We start from the raw sequence: 20,025 nt of genomic DNA on the forward strand, positions 1-20,025 counted from the left end.
AATGATTGAACGCGGTAAATTTCGCTCACTAACGCTGGTCAACTGGAACGGCTTTTTCGCCCGCACCTTCGATCTGGATGAACTGGTTACCACGCTATCTGGCGGTAACGGTGCCGGGAAATCCACCACGATGGCTGCCTTTATTACGGCGCTGATCCCTGACCTGACGCTGCTGCATTTCAGAAACACCACCGAAGCTGGTGCCACCAGCGGTTCACGCGATAAAGGCCTGCACGGTAAACTGCGCGCTGGCGTCTGCTATTCCACGCTGGATGTCGTTAACTCGCGTCATCAGCGCGTGCTGGTTGGGGTTCGTCTCCAACAGGTTGCGGGGCGTGACCGTAAAGTCGATATCAAGCCTTTCACTATCCAGGGATTGCCGACGGCTATTCAGCCGACGCAAATTTTGACGCAGATTGTCGGCGATCGTCAGGCGCGCGTACTTTCGTTGCAAGAGCTGAAAGAGCGCGTCGAGGAGATGGAAGGCGTTCAGTTCAAGCAGTTTAACTCCATCACCGATTATCACTCGCTGATGTTTGATTTGGGTGTAGTGCCGCGCCGCCTGCGTTCTGCCTCCGACCGCAGCAAGTTTTATCGCTTGATTGAAGCCTCGCTATACGGCGGTATTTCCAGCGCGATTACGCGTTCGCTGCGTGATTACCTGCTGCCGGAAAACAGCGGCGTGCGTAAAGCGTTTCAGGATATGGAGGCGGCGCTGCGTGAAAACCGCATGACGCTGGAAGCGATTCGCGTCACCCAGTCTGACCGCGATCTGTTTAAGCATCTGATCTCTGAAGCGACATCCTATGTTGCCGCTGACTACATGCGGCATGCCAATGAGCGTCGCATCCATCTGGATGGGGCACTGGAGTTGCGTCGAGACTTGTTCTCCAGCCGTAAGCAACTGTCGAGTGAGCAATATCGTCATGTGGAAATGGCGAGGGAGTTGGCAGAGCAGAGCGGTGCTGAAGGCGATCTGGAAACGGATTATCAGGCAGCCAGCGACCACCTGAATCTGGTGCAGACAGCGATGCGCCAGCAGGAAAAGATCGAGCGCTACAGTGCCGATCTGGAAGAATTGAGCTATCGCCTCGAAGAACAGAATGAGGTGGTGGAAGAAGCACGTGATCAGCAGGCCGGAAACGAAGAACGTGCTGATGCCGCTGAACTGGAAGTGGATGAGCTGAAAAGTCAGCTTGCTGATTATCAGCAGGCGCTGGACGTTCAGCAAACGCGTGCCATTCAGTACCAACAGGCTCAACAGGCATTGGAACGTGCTCGCACGCTTTGCCAGTTACCGGATTTAACAGCAGACAACGCAGATGAATGGCTGGACAGCTATCAGGCGAAAGAGCAGGAAGCGACAGAAATTCTGCTGATGCTGGAACAGAAATTGAGTGTGGCAGACGCGGCACACGGTCAGTTTGAGCAAGCCTATCAACTGGTGAGCAAGATTGCCGGTGCGGTTAATCGCAATGAGGCCTGGCAGGTTGCGCGTGACTTGTTGCGCGACAGTTCTTCACAACGCTATCAGGCGGAGCGAGTGCAGCCGCTGCGGATGCGGTTGTCTGAGTTGGAACAGCGTCTGCGTGAGCAGCAGGATGCTGAACGGTTATTGCAGGATTTCAGCAAGCGCAACGGTCAGGACTATCAGCCAGAAGAGCTGGAGTCGCTCCAGCAAGAGCTTGATGCCCGTATCGAAACGCTGTCATCGCTAGTGTCGGAGGCGGGTGAACGCCGCATGACACTGCGTCAGGAACTGGATCAAACTCAACAGCGAATTCAGAAGCTGACGGCGCGTGCACCAGTCTGGCTGGCTGCACAGGAAACGCTGACGCAACTCAGCGAGCAGAGCGGCGAAACGTTTGAAGATAGCCGTCAGGTGACGGAATTCATGCAGCAATTGCTGGAACGTGAACGTGAAACGACGGTTGAACGTGATGACATTGCCGCACGCAAACGCCAAATCGAAGCGCAGGTTGAGCGATTAAGCCAGCCGGGTGGCTCAGAAGACCCGCGCCTGAACGCGCTAGCGGAACGTTTTGGCGGCGTGCTGCTGTCTGAAATTTATGATGATGTGACGCTGGATGATGCTCCGTACTTCTCCGCGCTTTATGGTCCATCCCGCCATGCGATTGTGGTGTCCGATCTTTCTCTGGTACGCGATCAACTTGCCGGTCTGGAAGATTGCCCGGAAGATTTGTATCTGATCGAAGGCGATCCGCAGTCGTTCGATGACAGCGTGTTTGCCGTTGACGAGCTGGAACGCGCCGTCGTGGTGAAAGTCGCGGAGCGCCAATGGCGTTATTCTCGTTTCCCAGAAGTGCCGCTGTTTGGCCGTGCCGCGCGTGAAATGCGTCTGGAAGGTCTGCGTGATGAACGCGAAGCGCTGGCAGAGCAGTACGCGACGTTGTCATTTGACGTGCAGAAGACACAGCGCTTGCATCAGTCTTTCAGCCGGTTCATCGGTACCCATCTGGCTGTCGTTTTCGATGAAGATCCTGAAGCGGAAATCCGTACGCTCAGCTCTCGTCGCGGCGAACTTGATCGTGCGATGGCTAGTTTTGATGGTGAAAACCAGCAGCAGCGTCAGCAATACGAACAGGCGAAAGAAGCCAGCGCACAACTGAATAAACTGATTCCGCGTATTAGCCTGCTATGCGACGAAACGTTGCAGGATCGTGTGGAAGAGATTCGTGCGGAGTTGGATGAAACCGAAGAGTCCGCCCGTTTCATTCAACAGCATGGTGCGACGCTGGTTAAGTTGGAGCCGCTGGTTTCTGTCTTGCAAAGCGACCCACAGCAGCATGAGCAGTTGCAGGAAGATTACACTCAGGCGCAGAACGCACAGCGGCAGGCAAAACAGCAGGCGTTTGCACTGACTGAAGTTGTGCAACGCCGTGCGCACTTTAGCTATGCTGATTCGGCTGGGATGTTGGGTGAAAACGCGGGTCTGAATGATAAGCTGCGCCATCGTCTGGAGCAGGCAGAGGCTGAACGGGCAAAAGCACGTGAACAGCTACGTCAGCACCAGACACAGCTGACGCAATACAGTCAGGTTCAGGCATCGCTAAAAAGCTCTTATGATGCCAAACAGGACATGCTGAAGGAACTGACGCAAGAACTTCAGGATATTGGCGTGCGTGCGGATGTGGATGCCGAAGCGCGTGCCCGTCAGCGTCGCGATGAATTGCACGCAGCATTAAGCACTAACCGCTCACGGCGTAATCAGTTGGAAAAGCAGATTACGTTCTGTGAAGCGGAAATGGACAGTTTGCAGAAGAAATTGCGCAAACTGGAACGCGATTATCACCAGATGCGCGAGCAGGTTGTCACGGCGAAAGCAGGCTGGTGTGCGGTCATGCGGTTGGTGAAAGACAACGGCGTTGAGCGTCGTCTACATCGCCGTGAGTTGGCCTATATGGAAGGCGACGAACTGCGTTCCATGTCGGATAAGGCGCTGGGTGCGCTGCGCTTGGCCGTTGCGGATAACGAACATCTACGTGATGTGCTGCGGCTTTCCGAAGATCCGAAGCGACCAGAGCGCAAGATTCAGTTCTACATCGCCGTTTACCAGCATCTGCGCGAGCGTATCCGTCAGGATATTATCCGCACCGATGATCCGGTAGAGGCCATTGAGCAGATGGAAATCGAGCTTAATCGTCTGACCGAAGAGCTGATGGCGCGTGAGCAGATGCTGGCAATCAGCTCGCGCAGTGTGGCAAACATTATTCGTAAAACGATCCAGCGCGAGCAGAACCGTATTCGGATGCTGAATCAGGGGCTGCAAGCGGTATCGTTTGGTCAGGTGAAGAGCGTTCGTCTGAACGTCAACGTGCGTGAAACGCATACCACGCTGCTCAATGTGCTGTCCGAACAGCAGGAAATGCATCAGGATCTGTTTAACAGCAATCGTCTGACCTTCTCGGAAGCGTTAGCAAAACTGTATCAACGTCTGAATCCTGAAATTGATATGGGGCAGCGCACGCCGCAGACGATCGGCGAAGAGCTGCTGGACTACCGAAACTACCTTGAAATGGAAGTTGAGGTTAATCGTGGTGCAGATGGTTGGCTGCGAGCGGAAAGTGGGGCGCTGTCTACCGGGGAAGCTATCGGTACCGGGATGTCGATTCTGGTTATGGTGGTACAGAGCTGGGAAGAAGAGTCTAAGCGTCTACGCGGCAAAGATATCATTCCGTGTCGCCTGCTTTTCCTCGATGAGGCGGCTCGTCTGGATGCCAAATCGATCGCGACGCTATTCGAGCTCTGCGATCGTCTAGAAATGCAATTGGTCATCGCAGCACCGGAAAATATCAGTCCCGAGAAAGGAACCACCTACAAGCTGGTGCGTAAAGTCTACCAAAACAACGAGCACGTCCATGTGGTCGGGCTACGTGGGTTCGGAACGGAAGCGCCAGAGACGCAAGAGCAAGCCTCATAGCGATAAACCGTGTTGTTATTTTCTTCTATAATGATAAAGCCGCTTTTCTAAGCGGCTTTATTTTTGCGTAGAGGCTATTTTTGCTTAGAGAGTATGTTGGCGGGGAATAGATTCATCAAACGCGTAAGATAATAACCAGAAGAAGAAGCAAAAATATTTTTCTCTTTATATACTGACGATAAATGATTACAAGCCGTAGAGGGATTTGCGGTTGTATATTGTAAAGCGGCGTGTCAGTAATAATTTACGCCATATAAAAAACGATCCTATTTCATTCTTTAGCGTTTTCTACACGAGAAAAACGAAAGGATATGTTTACGCCAGTGTGACCGTATGCGAGCTAATTCGGTTTGTTATTTCCATGTACAACGTGGATTGTCGTGAAAGCATAGTGATTAATGAGTACAGGGGATAAATGGATGTTGTTGTTACATAAACGAAAAATGGTCAGGCTGCTGTTGCGTGTGGGTTGTATTTGGGTCGGAAGCCTGTCTTCTTCGTTTTCGGTGCAGGCAGCCTCTCCGACGGTAATTTCTGGCTTATCACAAAGTTCGGGTGTGGTTTCTGTGGAAAAAAGTCGTACGGGGCTTCTTTCAGCGCTGCCGCACGGCGTGTCGTTACATTATCTCTCTGATTTATCATCGCTTTATGCCCAGCATCAGATGCAACCTATGTGGGCAGACAATCGCGCGGTTCAGCAGTTTCAACAACAGCTGGCCGAATTAGCGATCGCGGGTGTACAGCCACAGTTCACCACATGGGTGAACTCGCTGACCGATCCTCAATTGACTGGATTTGCGCGTGATGTCGTGCTATCGGATGCGATGCTGGGCTATTTGCAGTTCGTCTCTGGCGTGGAACGCAGTGGTAACGACTGGCTGTACAGCAGCGTGCCTTATCGCCTGCAATCTCCGGCAGCTAATATCGTTGCTCAATGGCAGCAGGCCGTGAAATCCGGCACCAGCGCGGCCTATGTCGTGTCGCTGGCACCACAGCATTCGCAATACGCCAAAATGCATGAAGCATTGAAGACTATGCTGACGGACAATCGTCCGTGGCCGAACCTGACCCTGACGGAATCGCTACGCCCGGAACAGCAGAGTCAGGGACTGGCGGTACTGCGTGAAATTCTGCAACGTACTGGCATGTTGTCGTTAACAGAGAGTATCACGCTGTTTAACGAAAATACGGCTGCGACAACCACATCACTAACTGGGCAAGCGTCTGTAGTCGATGGCGTCACCAATTCAGACGATCGCTACACGGGCGAATTGGTTGACGCGGTTAAACGCTTCCAGCATTGGCAAGGGCTGGAGGATGACGGTGTTATTGGTAAACGTACCCGCGACTGGCTCAATGTGTCTCCGCAAATGCGTGCCACGCTGCTGGCGTTGAATATCCAGCGGTTGCGCCTGCTACCGGATAATGTTCACACCGGTATCATGGTGAATATCCCCAATTATTCGCTGATCTATTATCAGGATGGCGCTGAGCGTTTATCGTCACGTGTCATTGTTGGGCAACCTAAGCGTAAAACGCCGTTGATGAGCAGCTCGCTGTATAACGTGGTGGTCAACCCGCCGTGGAATGTCCCTACGACGCTAATTCGGCAGGATATCATTCCTAAAGTAGTACGCGATCCTGGCTATCTGGCACGTCATGGCTATACGGTGTTGTCCGGCTGGAGTCAGGATGCAGAAGTGATTGACCCCTCTATGATCGATTGGCCGGGGGTATCACCAGAGCGTTTCCCGTATCGCCTGCGTCAGGCGCCTGGTGCGAACAACTCGCTGGGGCGCTATAAATTCAATATGCCTAACTCAGAAGCGATTTATTTGCATGATACGCCGAATCACAACCTGTTCCAGCGTGATATCCGGGCACTGAGTTCCGGCTGCGTTCGGGTCAATAAGGCATCGGAACTGGCCAGTATGTTATTGCAGGATGCGGGATGGAATAATAGTCGTATTTCTTCCACCCTGGATCAGGGAAACACCACCTTTGTTTCAATGAAACATCGGATTCCGGTCAATCTGTATTATCTGACCGCGTGGGTGGCTGAAGATGGCCGACCTCAGTTCCGAACAGATATTTACAATTATGATGATACCGCCCGAGCTGGGACGAAAGTGCTGTCCAGAGCAGGGCTGTTGCTTCAGTAAGTATTGAAAACACGGGCATTAGCGGTATTGGTATTTTATCGTTTTGTGGGGGATCGATGCGATCTCCCGCAAACCCGTAAGCAAAGCGGGTTGACTCACTTTTATCTGGCAGTTAAGGTTCAAGGCGGTGCGTTTTGTGCCTCCTTTATACCGTTCTTTTAGCCAGGGTACTTGTTCTATGGATCACATTGACAATCATCGCCGTAAGTGGCTTGCACTGGGTGGTGCCGCACTAGGTATCGCACTGCTTCCCGGTCAGGCATTTGCAACGTTATCTACGCCCCGACCACGAATTTTGACACTGGACAACCTGAATACCGGAGAGCGGCTAAAAACGGAATTCTTTGATGGTAAACGGTATAACAAATCAGAACTTTCCCGCCTGAATCATTTTTTCCGCGATTACCGCGCCAATAAAGTCAAAATGATTGACCCCCAACTTTTCGATCAGCTCTACCGTTTACAGGTCATGCTGGGCACCAACAAACCTGTGCAGCTGATTTCTGGCTATCGCGCGATAGATACCAATAATGAATTACGTGCGCACAGCCGAGGAGTGGCAAAACAGAGCTACCACACGAAAGGGCAGGCGATGGATTTCCATATTCAAGGTGTTCAACTGGCCAACATTCGTAAAGCTGCCACCAAGATGCGCGCCGGTGGAGTTGGCTACTATCCTCGCAGTGACTTCGTTCATATCGATACTGGCCCCGTCCGCACCTGGTAATTCTCTACCGCAGCCTAAATTTTTTCTGATACGGTTCGTGAATACATCGCGAGCCGTTCAGTTTATTCAACATGGAGTGATATGAAATATCAAATTGTTCCGGTGACGGCATTTAGCCAGAACTGCACGTTATTATGGTGTGAAAAAACCAATGAAGCGGCAATTGTCGATCCCGGCGGTGATGCAGAAAAAATCAAACGCGCTGTCGCAGATGCAGGGATTTCGGTTAAGCAGATCCTGTTAACGCATGGCCATCTGGATCACGTTGGCGCGGCTGCAGAACTGGCGGAGCACTATCAGGTCGCGATTATTGGCCCACAGATTGAAGATGCTTTCTGGCTGGAAGGGTTACCGGCACAGAGCCGGATGTTTGGTCTGGAAGAGTGTGCGCCGCTGACACCATCACGTTGGCTACAGGAAGGTGATGAGGTCAGTGTGGGGGAGACGACACTGGCGGTTTTCCACTGCCCTGGGCATACACCCGGCCACATTGTCTTCTTTGATGCTGAGTTGCGTCTGGCACAGGTAGGCGATGTTATTTTCAACGGTGGTGTGGGGCGCACGGATTTCCCACAGGGTGATCATCAGGCGTTGATTGCGTCCATCAAAAATAAGTTACTCCCGCTAGGCGACGATGTGACCTTTATTCCAGGGCACGGCCCGATGTCGACCTTAGGGCATGAACGTAAAACCAATCCTTTCCTGCGTGAAGATGCCGCGATTTGGTAGTGTTTTATAGACTTGAAAAGCAGAAGTAAAAAAGCCGACACAATGTGTCGGCTTTTTTGATCGCAGAAGGATCAGAGAACAGCGACAATCGCTTCGCAGAGTGGTGCCATGTTTTCAGGCGTCATTCCTGCAACGTTGATGCGGCCGGAATTCACTGCGTAAACACCGAATTCGTCACGCAGACGTAGAACCTGCTCCTTGGTCAAGCCGCTGAATGAGAACATTCCATTCTGGTTGATGATGAAGGAGAAATCCTGCTCCGCGCCTTTTTCCTGCAAGGTATTCACGAACAGCTGACGCATACGCTGAATACGCTCACGCATTGCCGTCAATTCCTGTTCCCAAATGGCTTTCAGTGCATCGTTGCCCAGAATGGTAGCAACAATGGTCGCGCCGTGTGATGGTGGGTTAGAATAGTTAGCGCGAATGGTGGCTTTCACCTGACTGAATGCCTTGTCTGCCGTTGCTGCATCAGCAGCAACCAGCGTGCAGGCACCGACGCGCTCATTGTACAAACCGAAGTTTTTAGAGTACGAGCTGCATACGATCAGTTCATCGTGCGTCGCTGCAAAGAGTCGCAGGCCTTCAGCATCTTCTTCTAGCCCGCGGGCAAAGCCCTGATAGGCGAAGTCAAACAACGGCAGCCAACCTTTTGCTACCGACAGTTCGGCCAGTTTAGCCCACTGCTCAGCGGTAGGATCGATACCGGTTGGGTTATGGCAACAGCCGTGGAACAGCACCACGTCACCCGCTTGTGCGGCGTTTAAGCTGTTCAGCAGGCCATCAAAATCCAGCGCATGATTCGCTGCATCGTAATAGTCATATTGGCAAACTTCCAAACCAGCAGCAGAGAAAACGTTATTGTGATTTGGCCAGGTTGGGTTGCTGATCCAGATGCGCTTTGCAGACGTCTGATTTGCAATGAAATCAGCGGCTACGCGCAACGCACCGGTTCCGCCTGGGGTTTGCGCCGTACGGGCACGTTTATCAGCAATGATGGCATTCTGCTTGCCAAACAGCAGTTCCTGCGTGCACTGACCGAATGCTGGCAGACCGTCAATGCCCAGATAGTTTTTGGTGGTTTCATTTTCCAGCAGATAGTGTTCTGCTTTTTTTACGCTGGTCAGAACCGGAGTTTTGCCGGTTTCATCTTTATAGACACCAATACCCAGATTGATTTTATCCGCGCGGTCATCGGCGCGGAAAAGATCGGTCAGCCCGAGAATAGGATCGGCCGGTGCGGCAGAGATATTTTCAAACATTGCCAGAATGTTCCATAACTGAGATGAAATAAGAATTCTCAGAGTACCGTCAGTAAAAGGCTTTGCCAACCGTTGATGTCAAAAAGAAAGGGAAATAACAGGGAGAAGGAGAGAGACGAAATAAAAGACTGGTTAGGCGAGAATAATTGGCGCAAAGCAGAAACAAAAAATACGGAAAGCATTTTTCAAGTCACTGGCAACGAGTGCGTGCAATCGGAATGCTATAAAAAAAGACAGAGCCGAAGCTCTGTCTTTTCATGCAATACGAACGATTAACTCGTTACGTTATGCTGTATCAACTTAGAACTGGTAAGTCAGACCAACAGCGACTTTATCGTCGTCGTTGAGGCCGTAGGCATTGTCAGACTTGATCAGGTTGATGTCATATTCGGTGTAAACAGACATGTTTTTGTTGAATGCATAAGTTGCACCCAAGCTAACATATTTGGTGATGTAAGCGTTTTTGTTGTTCGCATCATCTTTAGCTTTGCCAGAAACATAAGCCAGAGATGGAGTCAGACCGAAATCGAAGTTGTATTGAGCAACAGCTTCAAAGATTTTGGTTTTGTCTGCAAAATCAGTGGTAACGCCGTTTACAGTTTTACCGATGTAGCTAACATTGCGGTATTCACCGTACGTAGCAGCCAGATAAACGCTGTTAGCGTCATATTTCAGGCCAGTAGCCCAAGCTTCAGCTTTTTTGCCGCGACCAGATGCCAATGCATTCTGTTCGTCAGTGCGGTTAACTGCAGCGTAAGAACCAACAATACCTAAGCCAATGTCAGATTCGTAGGAAGAAGAAATACCCCATCCGTCGCCATTCTGAGTATCGATATCAGAACCGTTAGCATTGCTACGGTTGTTAAGGGTGTCTTTGCTGTTTTTGCCTTGGTATTGAACAGCGAAGTTCCAACCATCAACCAGACCGAAGAAGTCTTTATTACGGTAGGTAGCAACACCAGTAGAACGGCCAGTCAGGAAGTTGTCAGAGTTAGACTGATCGCCGCCCCACTCAGGCAATACGTCGGTCCAAGCCAGCGCGTCGTATGCAATACCCAAGTTACGACCGTAGTCGAAAGAACCGTAGTCAGCGAATTTCAGACCAGCAAAAGCATAACGAGTTTTGTCACTTTTACCGCCATCTGCTTCAGCGTTACGTGCGCTGAACTCATATTCGAAACGACCGTAGCCAGTCAGTTCGCTGTTGATCTGAGTTTCACCTTTGAAGCCTAAACGAGCGTAAGTTTTATCGCCATCGTTCTTGCTGTCATCAGAGAAATAGTGTTTAGCAGTAACTTTACCAGTCAGATCCAGCTTGTTGCCGTCTTTGTTATAAACTTCGGCTGCGTTTGCTGCGCCTGCGACTAACAGAGCTGGGATTACTACTGCAAGAATGTTGCGTTTCATCATTATTACCCTCATTGGTGTTATTTAGACACCTGCCACTGCCATAAATAATTCTTTAGGGAACTATTCCTGAAAGTTTGGTGTCTTCCTGTGTCTGAACGCAGTTTTCCATTCACTCGCCCGTTTATCCACCCTAAAGATGCTACAAAGTTCGCAATCGAGTAACAAATGGAAATAATGTGTTTCTAAATGTAAAAATCAGGGAACTTTGTGAGATATAACAAAAATTAAAAAAAAAGAGCCGGGAAGCCCGACTCTTCTTTTCTACATATTTGTTTTACTTATATTAAATTTTTATTTAGAAACTGGCATTCCGTGGAGTACGCGGGAAAGGGATCACGTCGCGCACATTTTGTACACCGGTAACATAGGCAATTAATCGTTCAAAACCTAAACCGAAACCGGAATGTGGAATAGTGCCGTAACGACGTAAATCACGATACCACCAGTAATCTTCTTTATTGAGTCCCATCTCTTCCAGACGGCTATCCAGCTCTGCCAGACGCTCTTCACGCTGAGAACCCCCGATGATTTCACCGATGCCTGGTGCCAGAACATCCATCGCGGCAACGGTTTTACCGTCGTCATTCATGCGCATGTAGAACGCTTTGATGTCTTTCGGATAGTTTTTAACGACAACTGGCGCTTTGAAGTGTTGCTCCGCCAGATAACGCTCATGTTCGGAGGAGAGATCGACGCCCCAGTAAACGGGGTTTTCAAACTGTTGTCCGCAGTTCAGCAGAATCTCGACGGCATCGGTGTAATCTACCTGTGCGAAATCGGAACTGACGAATTTCTCCAGTCTAGTGACCGCTTCTTTATCGACGCGCTCAGCAAAGAACGCCATATCATCGGCACGTTCGTTCAGCACGGCCTGGAAAACATACTTCAGCAGATTTTCCGCCAGAGCAGCGACATCATCCAGAGAAGCAAAAGCTACTTCTGGTTCGATCATCCAAAACTCAGCCAGATGACGACTGGTGTTGGAGTTTTCAGCGCGGAAAGTCGGCCCAAAGGTATACACGTTGGACAGCGCACAGGCGTAGGTTTCACCATTCAACTGGCCGGACACGGTCAGGAATGCTTCTTTACCAAAGAAATCTTCGCTGAAATCCACTTTACCTTGTTCGGTACGTGGCAAGTTTTCCAGATCGAGCGTGGAAACGCGGAACATTTCACCCGCACCTTCGGTATCGGATGCGGTAATCAGTGGGGTAGACACCCAGAAGTAACCGTTCTCGTGGAAGAAACGGTGGATCGCCTGCGCCAGCGTATGACGAACACGCGCAACGGCGCCGATCAGATTGGTACGTGGACGCAGGTGGGCGACTTCACGCAAGTATTCGATGCTGTGGCGCTTTGCCGCCATCGGGTAAGTATCGGGATCGTCAACCCAGCCGACGACGTTGACGTTGGTCGCTTGCAGCTCGAAGCTCTGTCCTTCACCTGGAGATGCGACGACGTTACCGGTGATTTCAACGGAGCAACCGGTGGTCAGGCGCAGTACGTCATCCTGATAATTCGAGAGATTATTATTAACGACAGCCTGTAATGGATTAAAGCAGGAGCCGTCATAAACGGCGATAAAGGAGATACCGGCTTTAGAATCTCTCCGGGTACGTACCCAGCCGCGCACGGTGACTTCGCTGTCAACGGCGACACGGCCTTGCAGTACATCGACTACAGGCACTACGCTCATAAAATTCTCTCTTTAATTAATCGTGTATAAGAAATGTATCGTGTTTAAAACGGTGAGTGGCCCAATCCGAACCATTTGCTATGTTACTTGCGATGCAACAGGACACAAGCAGAAATCACCGGAATGGCGCGAAGTTTTCGCTCATGTCGGTGAATCTGCTGCAAAGTTGGTCAAATGCCGTCATACTTCAAGTTGTATGTGCGTTGGCTACGTTCAAATCTGCTCCCGGCAGATTTGTCACCCGAATCACTTACCTGAGTAAGCTCATCGGGATTAAATGAGAGACATCCTGTCTCTCACCGAAGGCAAGTCGCTGGCTGGTCAAATTCGTTCCCGACAAATTTGTCCTTCTCTTGCCGCCTGCCTGAAACTCGAATTATTTAGGGTATACGGGAAAGCCTTAACTGGCCTTTTTCACGCGGGGTAAGTCAAACGCTTTGCGTAACTCACACACGAAGTTCTGATCCTGACAGATGGTTTTACCGGGGCTATCGGAGAGTTTTGCCACCGGTTTGCCGTTGCATTCCACCAGTTTGATAACGATATTCAGCGGCTTCACGCCGGGAATGTCACACGTCAGACGCGTCCCCATGCCAAATACCAGATTCACGCGTTGGTCGAAGTGACGATACAGCGCCAGCGCTTTATCCAGATTCAAATTGTCGGAGAAGACCAGCGTTTTGCTCATTGGATCAATGTCCAAGCGTTGGTAATGAGCAATGGCTTTCTCTCCCCAGTCAACCGGATCGCCAGAATCGTGACGTAGTCCCTGATAGGCTTCGGCGAACGGTAAATCGAAATCGCGCAGGAAGGCATCCATGGTGATGCAATCAGTCAATGCAATTCCTAAATGCGTGGGATATTCACGTAACCACATGTGTAGTGCGGCACGCTGGCTGTTTGCCAGCGTCGGGCTAATTTGCTGATGCGCCTGAAACCACTCGTGCGCCTGTGTGCCGACAGGTGTGATGCCCAAACGGCGTGCCAGATCGTAATTGCTGGTGCCAATGAGATAAGGAAAATCGGCTTGCAGTGCTGTGACGATAGTTTGCTGAACATCGCGTGAGAAGCGGCGACGTGTGCCGAAGTCCATCAGTTTGAACTGGCTGAGATCCACATCTACGCTGTGCTGACGGAAGCTCTCCAGTGAGGCTGACAGTTGGTTCAGCGCTTGATCTGTCGTGACGTTGGGCGAACGATGCCGATGTACGACTTCACTGATCACCGCCAGCAGAGGGACTTCCCACAGAATTACTTCACGCCACGGCCCGGTGATGCGGATATCCAGCTTGCCAGCGTTATTCTTGATCGAAACCTGCTGCGGATTGAAACGGAAGTCTCGGAGCCAGTGAAGATAGTCCTGCTGAAAGAATGGCAGAGAAGAAAGATAGGTGAACTCATCGTCGCTTAATGACAAGAAACGCATCAAATCAACCTGATGGGCTATCTCGTCGGCGTAAACACCTAATAACTCATCACCGCGACAGCGAAATTCAGCCGCAACGTCGACATCATAATAGTGATGATACACCGCCTGTTGCATGTGCAGCTTGTAGGCATCGGTATCCAGCAATGAGTGTAAAATCGGGGAAGTGTGCAAAGTCATAATGCGTTACAGCATCCTTGTAAGATGCCTATCCACCATCGAGACAATCAGCAATGTCCGGTCAGTATACCTTGATTATCCGTTTATTACATTACGACAACATAGCGAGACGTGCGGGAGTGAAGCACGGTACGATGATTATCCTCATTATTTTGTCGTGGTAACATTAAGATAACAGGCTTAGACTTGATCTTTGATGCTTATGACGAGGTGGAAACTTTATATGAATCAACAGCCGCAAATAAAATATCGCCATGACTACCGTGCGCCGGATTATACCATTACCGATATTGCACTGGATTTCGATCTTCATGCCGAGAAAACTCGCGTAAAAGCGGTTAGTCAGGTGGTGTTGCAGGGGGAAGCTGGCGCGCCGTTGAAGTTGGATGGTGAAGGGCTGACGCTGATTAGCCTGAGCGTTGATGGACAGCCGTGGACGCATTACCAGCAGCAGGACGATGGCTTGGTTGTGACACAATTGCCTGCGCGTTTTACGCTTAGCATCGAAACGGACATCAATCCTGCCGCCAATAGCGCGCTGGAAGGGCTATACCTCTCTGGTGAGGCGCTCTGCACGCAGTGTGAGGCCGAAGGTTTCCGCCACATTACCTACTATCTTGACCGGCCGGATGTGCTGGCGAAGTTCACGACGCGTATCACTGCGGATAAAGCTCGCTATCCTTATCTACTCTCTAACGGCAATCGTATCGCACAAGGAGAGCTGGAAGGTGGTCGTCACTGGATTGAATGGCAGGATCCGTTCCCGAAACCCGCTTATCTGTTTGCGCTGGTTGCCGGAGATTTTGATGTCCTACAGGATCGCTTCACGACACGTTCTGGCCGTGATGTTGCATTAGAGTTGTTTGTTGATCGTGGCAACCTCGATCGTGCTGGCTGGGCGATGACCTCGCTGAAAAATTCGATGAAGTGGGACGAAGAACGTTTCGGTCTTGAATACGATCTCGACATTTATATGATCGTCGCCGTTGATTTCTTCAACATGGGGGCGATGGAAAACAAAGGGCTGAATGTATTCAACTCTAAATACGTACTGGCCAAGGCAGAAACCGCGACGGATAAAGATTATCTGAACATTGAAGCGGTGATCGGCCATGAATATTTCCACAACTGGACCGGCAACCGCGTCACTTGCCGCGACTGGTTCCAGCTTAGCCTGAAAGAAGGGCTGACGGTGTTCCGCGATCAGGAATTCAGTTCCGATCTGGGTTCGCGTCCGGTAAATCGTATTGATAACGTGCGTGTGATGCGCGGTGCACAGTTTGCTGAAGATGCCAGCCCGATGTCGCATCCGATTCGTCCCGATCAGGTGATCGAGATGAATAATTTCTACACACTGACGGTCTATGAAAAGGGATCGGAAGTGATCCGTATGATGCACACACTGTTAGGTGAAGAAGGCTTCCAGGCCGGCATTCGTCTGTACTTTGAGCGTCACGACGGCAGCGCGGCGACCTGCGATGACTTTGTTCTGGCGATGGAAGAGGCTTCCGGTGTTGATCTCACGCAGTTCCGCCGTTGGTACAGCCAGGCGGGCACGCCGGTGCTGACCGTGCGCGATGATTACGATCCACAGACGCAACAATATCTGCTGAGCGTGAGCCAAATGACGCCAGTCGGTGCCGACAAGCAGCAGAAACTGCCGCTGCATATTCCGTTAGATATTGAGCTGTACGATCCGCAAGGGCAGGTGATCCCGCTACAGAAAGAGGGGCAACTGCTGGCATCAGTGCTTAATGTGACTGAATCCGAACAGACCTTCATTTTCGATCAGGTACCTTGTCGTCCGATTCCTTCTTTATTACGTGAGTTCTCTGCGCCGGTAAAACTGAACTATGCCTGGAGCGATGAACAACTGACATTCTTGATGCGTCACGCGAGCAATGCGTTTTCACGTTGGGATGCGGCGCAGAGTTTGCTGGCCAACTATATTCGTCTGAATGTTTCCCGCTATCAGCAGAAGCAGCCGCTTTCCGTGCCAATGCATGTTATCGATGCCTTCCGTGGTGTGTTGCTGGATGAAACGCTGGATCCGATGCTGGCTTCTCAGATTCTGACATTGCCTAGCGAAAATGAAATTGCTGAGCTGTTTGACATCATCGATCCGACGGCGATCGCTGCCGTACGTGAAAGCATGACGCACACCATGGCGAAAGAAATGGCCGATGAGTGGCTAGCGGTATATCACGCGAATCACGCGCCGCAATATCGTATCGAACACGCGGATATGGGCAAACGCGCGCTGCGCAATGTCTGCCTGCATTATCTGGCGTTCAGCGATGCAGATCAGACGAGTAAACTGGTGCTGGAGCAGTTCCGTCAGGCGGATAACATGACGGATTCGCTGGCAGCGCTATCGGCGGCGGTAGAGGCTCAGTTGCCAGTACGTGATGAACTGCTGACGCAGTTTGATAACCGCTGGCATCAGGATGGTTTGGTCATGGATAAATGGTTTGTACTGCAAGCCACCAGCCCGGCTGCCGATGTGCTGACTCGCGTGCGTGAACTGCTGCAACACCGTTCATTTAGCTTGAACAACCCTAACCGCCTGCGTTCGTTGGTGGGGGCGTTTGCGACCTCGAACCCGTCTGCGTTCCATGCTGAAGATGGCAGTGGTTATCGCTTCCTGACGGAGATTCTGAGCGATCTGAACACTCGTAATCCGCAGGTTGCGGCACGTGTGATCGAACCATTGATCCGCTTGAAGCGTTATGATGCTAAACGTCAGGCGCAAATGCGTCAGGCGTTGGAGCAACTGAAGACGTTGGAAAATCTGTCTGGCGATCTGTTCGAGAAGATCAGCAAGGCATTGCAAGATTAATCCTGCCACGCTACTCCTTCTGTCACACGCGGTAGTCTGCCGCGTGTGACATTTTCCCTCACGCTAATTTCTTACTTCCGCAAACGTTTTACTTTCCGCAAAGATGGCACTACCATCACCGACCGTGAGTTAAACCGTAATCCACTATTGCTTACTCCCAGCGTAGGCAAGATACCTTTGCGATAGGGATCTCAGGAGACAATATGTTCTATCCCGTTATCAAAAAAGCCCTGTTTCAGCTCGATCCAGAGCGTGCACATGAGCTGACCTTCCAACAATTACGCCGTATTACCAACACACCTTTTGAATTTCTCGTCCGCCAATCTGTTCCGACTAAACCCGTTACCTGCATGGGACTATCTTTTAAAAACCCGCTTGGTTTAGCTGCGGGATTAGATAAAGACGGCGAATGTATCGACGCATTAGGCGCAATGGGATTCGGCTTTATTGAAGTGGGAACGGTAACGCCGCGCCCCCAATCCGGTAATGACAAACCGCGATTATTCCGCATTGTGGAAGCAGAAGGTCTGATCAACCGGATGGGCTTCAATAATAAAGGCGTGGACTATCTGGTCGAAAATGTAAAGAAAACACGTTTTGGCGGTGTATTAGGGATCAACATTGGTAAGAATAAAGATACGCCGGTTGAGCAGGGTAAAGACGATTATTTGATCTGTATGGATAAGGTTTATCCTCACGCGGGTTATATCGCTATCAACATTTCGTCACCCAATACGCCGGGATTACGCAGCCTGCAATATGGTGAAGCGCTGGATGATCTTTTGCTGGCGATAAAGAATAAGCAGACAGAATTAAATGAGAAGTATCAAAAATACGTCCCTGTAACGGTAAAGATCGCGCCGGATCTTTCTGAAGAGGAATTGATCCAAATTGCCGATAGTCTGGTTCGTCATAACATTGATGGTGTGATTGCCACCAATACAACGCTCGATAGAAAACTGATTCAGGGATTAAATCACTGCGGACAAACAGGTGGATTAAGTGGACGCCCGTTGCAGACGAGCAGTACGGAAATTATCCGCCGTTTGTCACAGGAATTAGCGGGACGTTTACCCATTATTGGCGTTGGCGGAATTGATTCTCTGGTCGCTGCTCGCGAAAAAATGGATGCAGGTGCGTCGCTGGTACAGATATATTCAGGCTTTATTTTCCACGGTCCTCGTCTGATTAAAGATATCGTTACACATATTTAATCCGAAATTCCTTTCATTTCTAGCTGGGGGTTTATTTATCCCTCCAGCTAGTCTATATTTTATCCGTTTGCGTAAATAATCCATCAATCGATGTCTGACCTTCTGACTGCGATGTTTATGACGGTGAATGATTATTGCGATGTAAGAAAACACAATCAGTCATTTCTGATATTTCTACTGTGAAGGCGAAGGGTAAATAATATGAAGTTAAAACCTGACGATAACTGGCGTTGGTATTTTGATACCGAACACGATCGCCTGATGTTAGATTTGGCTAACGGCATGTTATTCCGTTCTCGTTTTCCGTCCAAAATGCTAACGCCGGATGCATTTAATGAATGTGCATTTTGCGTTGACGATGCCGCGTTATTTTTTACTTATAATGACAAATGCCAGAAAGCGGCACTGCATCGCGACCTTCAGGGCGAATTAGTCTTGAATGCGTTAGTAGCAAGCCGATTCCTGAAACCGTTAATGCCGAAAAGTTGGCATTTCATCCAACAGCCGGATGCCGTGATCTATTCACCGCAGGCGGGTGATGTTGTACAGGTGCAGCTCACTGAAACTCACGAAACAGCATGTTTTTTGGTGGTGGAAGCGGGGGATAAAGCTTGTCTCTGCCTGCTGGCGCAAGAACAGCTCTCATTAAGTGGGAAAACCATGGTGCTGGGTGATGCCATAAAAATCATGCATGACAGATTAATTCTGGCCGTTGTTCAGAATAGGTCTGAGTGGGAAACTACGCTAGGTGAAGGCACTTCGGCATTTGAGTACGCCAAGGTCGTCTAATCCCCGTCATACTTCAAGCTGCATGTGCGTTGGCTTGTCTTGACTATCGCAGATGAATGTCGCTCTGCGGAATACAGCTGCAGCTAAGAATCTCACCGTTTGCTCTGATGGCACTTTGCTTCAGTGCAGAAACCTCTCCGCTGACTAACGTCAATTTACAGCAACCGCACAGTCCAGCCCGACAAGAGTAGGGGACTCGAATACCCTGTTGCTCCAATTGCTCTAGCAAAATTTGCTGATTATTCCCTTGTAACGATTTTCCCTGATAATGGATGGTAACGGCCTGTTCGCTTTTTTCAGGAACGACGAGGCTTTCGACGACCTGACCGGAACCATAAGGGCGCGGTGGTTTGGTCGCTAAAACTTCCAACGTGTCGCCCACGCGAATGATGCCCGTATTTCTGGCGACCAGATTTTGCCCGAAATCCACGTCGCCGTTGTCAGCAGTACGGAAAGATTGCAGCGTTGCCAGCGGTTCTGACGACGGGTGCTTACGTCCACGTTCGATGCTGACGGTGGTCAAAATGCAGCGGCTACAGGGTTTGACGACGTCAAAAATAATCTCGCCGATACGAATGGTCTTCCAACTGTCTTCGGCAAAGGCTTCCGCGCCAGTCACCACCAGATTAGGGCGAAACTGTTCAATTTTAATTCCGGCGGAGCAGCGCTGGCGTAGCGCCTGAAATGATGCATCATTGATTAATAGAAACGGATAACCGTCGGCGAACGCTAATGGGACATCGGGATGATGCTTAACCCGCCGTGACGGTTCATTACCGACCCAGCGAAGCTGCACGGAACGCTGAAAATAGTGGCTTAGCCAGGTGTTGATGGTATCCGGGGCGACGAGCGCGGTGAAATGCGTGCCCCAAACTTCCGTCGGTTGAGGTGCTTCGATGAAGTCGGCAAAGCGTATTGTGGCAGTTTGGCCATCGGGTGCGGCAATAAACAACCCATCCGGTAGCAACGCGGGAGTAAATAACACCATTTGTGGATACTGGCGGGCGGTAATAAATGTGCCATCAGGTTCGGTAATCATGAACGCACGATCGTTCGCCAAACCGCTGACAGACGCCATCGCGTGGGACAGCTGTAGCCCCCGCATCGATTTTACTGGGTGTATATAAAGCCGCGTTACGCCGATCACTGA

At 50.5% G+C, this 20,025-nt stretch carries 12 protein-coding genes; 7 read left to right on the forward strand and 5 right to left on the reverse strand.

Annotated elements, in window-relative coordinates; translation table 11 throughout:
• The first annotated feature begins 1 nt into the window (after position 1).
• From mukB to A0G03_RS00105, 4 genes are all read left to right on the forward strand, one after another.
• Positions 2 to 4,441 (forward strand): chromosome partition protein MukB, encoded by a 4,440-nt coding sequence (gene mukB, locus A0G03_RS00090; protein WP_048260512.1) that lies wholly within the window; start codon positions 2 to 4, stop codon positions 4,439 to 4,441.
• A gap of 419 nt (positions 4,442 to 4,860) precedes the next feature.
• Positions 4,861 to 6,603, forward strand: coding sequence for a L,D-transpeptidase (gene ldtD / locus A0G03_RS00095; protein WP_048260511.1), 1,743 nt, complete (start codon positions 4,861 to 4,863; stop codon positions 6,601 to 6,603).
• 178 nt (positions 6,604 to 6,781) lie between these two features.
• Positions 6,782 to 7,330: a peptidoglycan L,D-endopeptidase MepK gene (gene mepK / locus A0G03_RS00100; protein ID WP_039300556.1), complete on the forward strand. Its 549-nt coding sequence runs from the start codon at positions 6,782 to 6,784 to the stop codon at positions 7,328 to 7,330.
• Between the two features lie 81 nt (positions 7,331 to 7,411).
• Positions 7,412 to 8,059 carry an MBL fold metallo-hydrolase gene (locus A0G03_RS00105; protein WP_048260509.1) on the forward strand — a complete coding sequence of 216 codons (648 nt, stop codon included), beginning with the start codon at positions 7,412 to 7,414 and terminating at the stop codon, positions 8,057 to 8,059.
• A 71-nt stretch (positions 8,060 to 8,130) separates the two neighbouring features.
• Here A0G03_RS00105 and A0G03_RS00110 read toward each other — a convergent pair whose 3' ends face one another.
• The 4 genes from A0G03_RS00110 to pncB form a co-directional block, all read right to left on the reverse strand.
• Positions 8,131 to 9,321 (reverse strand): amino acid aminotransferase, encoded by a 1,191-nt coding sequence (locus tag A0G03_RS00110; RefSeq protein WP_048260507.1) that lies wholly within the window; start codon positions 9,319 to 9,321, stop codon positions 8,131 to 8,133.
• Between the two features lie 300 nt (positions 9,322 to 9,621).
• The gene (locus tag A0G03_RS00115; protein ID WP_048260505.1) at positions 9,622 to 10,731 is read right to left on the reverse strand and encodes a porin; all 1,110 of its coding nucleotides are present in this window, start codon (positions 10,729 to 10,731) and stop codon (positions 9,622 to 9,624) included.
• A gap of 295 nt (positions 10,732 to 11,026) precedes the next feature.
• On the reverse strand, positions 11,027 to 12,427 hold the full coding sequence (gene asnS, locus A0G03_RS00120; protein ID WP_048260504.1) for an asparagine--tRNA ligase: 1,401 nt from the start codon (positions 12,425 to 12,427) through the stop codon (positions 11,027 to 11,029).
• Positions 12,428 to 12,827: 400 nt separating this feature from the next.
• Positions 12,828 to 14,033: a nicotinate phosphoribosyltransferase gene (gene pncB / locus A0G03_RS00130; protein ID WP_048260503.1), complete on the reverse strand. Its 1,206-nt coding sequence runs from the start codon at positions 14,031 to 14,033 to the stop codon at positions 12,828 to 12,830.
• A 223-nt stretch (positions 14,034 to 14,256) separates the two neighbouring features.
• On the opposite strand from pncB, the gene pepN reads away from it, so the two are divergent.
• The 3 genes from pepN to A0G03_RS00145 all read left to right on the forward strand — a co-directional run bounded on the left by pepN (position 14,257) and on the right by A0G03_RS00145 (position 18,875).
• Positions 14,257 to 16,872, forward strand: coding sequence for an aminopeptidase N (gene pepN / locus A0G03_RS00135; protein WP_048260501.1), 2,616 nt, complete (start codon positions 14,257 to 14,259; stop codon positions 16,870 to 16,872).
• A gap of 203 nt (positions 16,873 to 17,075) precedes the next feature.
• Positions 17,076 to 18,086 carry a quinone-dependent dihydroorotate dehydrogenase gene (gene pyrD, locus A0G03_RS00140; RefSeq protein ID WP_048260499.1) on the forward strand — a complete coding sequence of 337 codons (1,011 nt, stop codon included), beginning with the start codon at positions 17,076 to 17,078 and terminating at the stop codon, positions 18,084 to 18,086.
• Positions 18,087 to 18,287: 201 nt separating this feature from the next.
• Complete coding sequence (locus A0G03_RS00145) at positions 18,288 to 18,875, forward strand: cell division protein ZapC (protein ID WP_048260497.1); 588 nt, start codon at positions 18,288 to 18,290, stop codon at positions 18,873 to 18,875.
• A gap of 43 nt (positions 18,876 to 18,918) precedes the next feature.
• Here A0G03_RS00145 and A0G03_RS00150 read toward each other — a convergent pair whose 3' ends face one another.
• Entirely contained in the window at positions 18,919 to 20,022 is a 1,104-nt protein-coding gene (locus tag A0G03_RS00150; RefSeq protein WP_048260495.1) for a YcbX family protein, read from the reverse strand.
• Positions 20,023 to 20,025 lie beyond the last annotated feature (3 nt).

The sequence above is a fragment of the Pectobacterium peruviense genome (assembly GCF_002847345.1).
GTDB classification, from domain to species: Bacteria; Pseudomonadota; Gammaproteobacteria; order Enterobacterales; family Enterobacteriaceae; genus Pectobacterium; species Pectobacterium peruviense.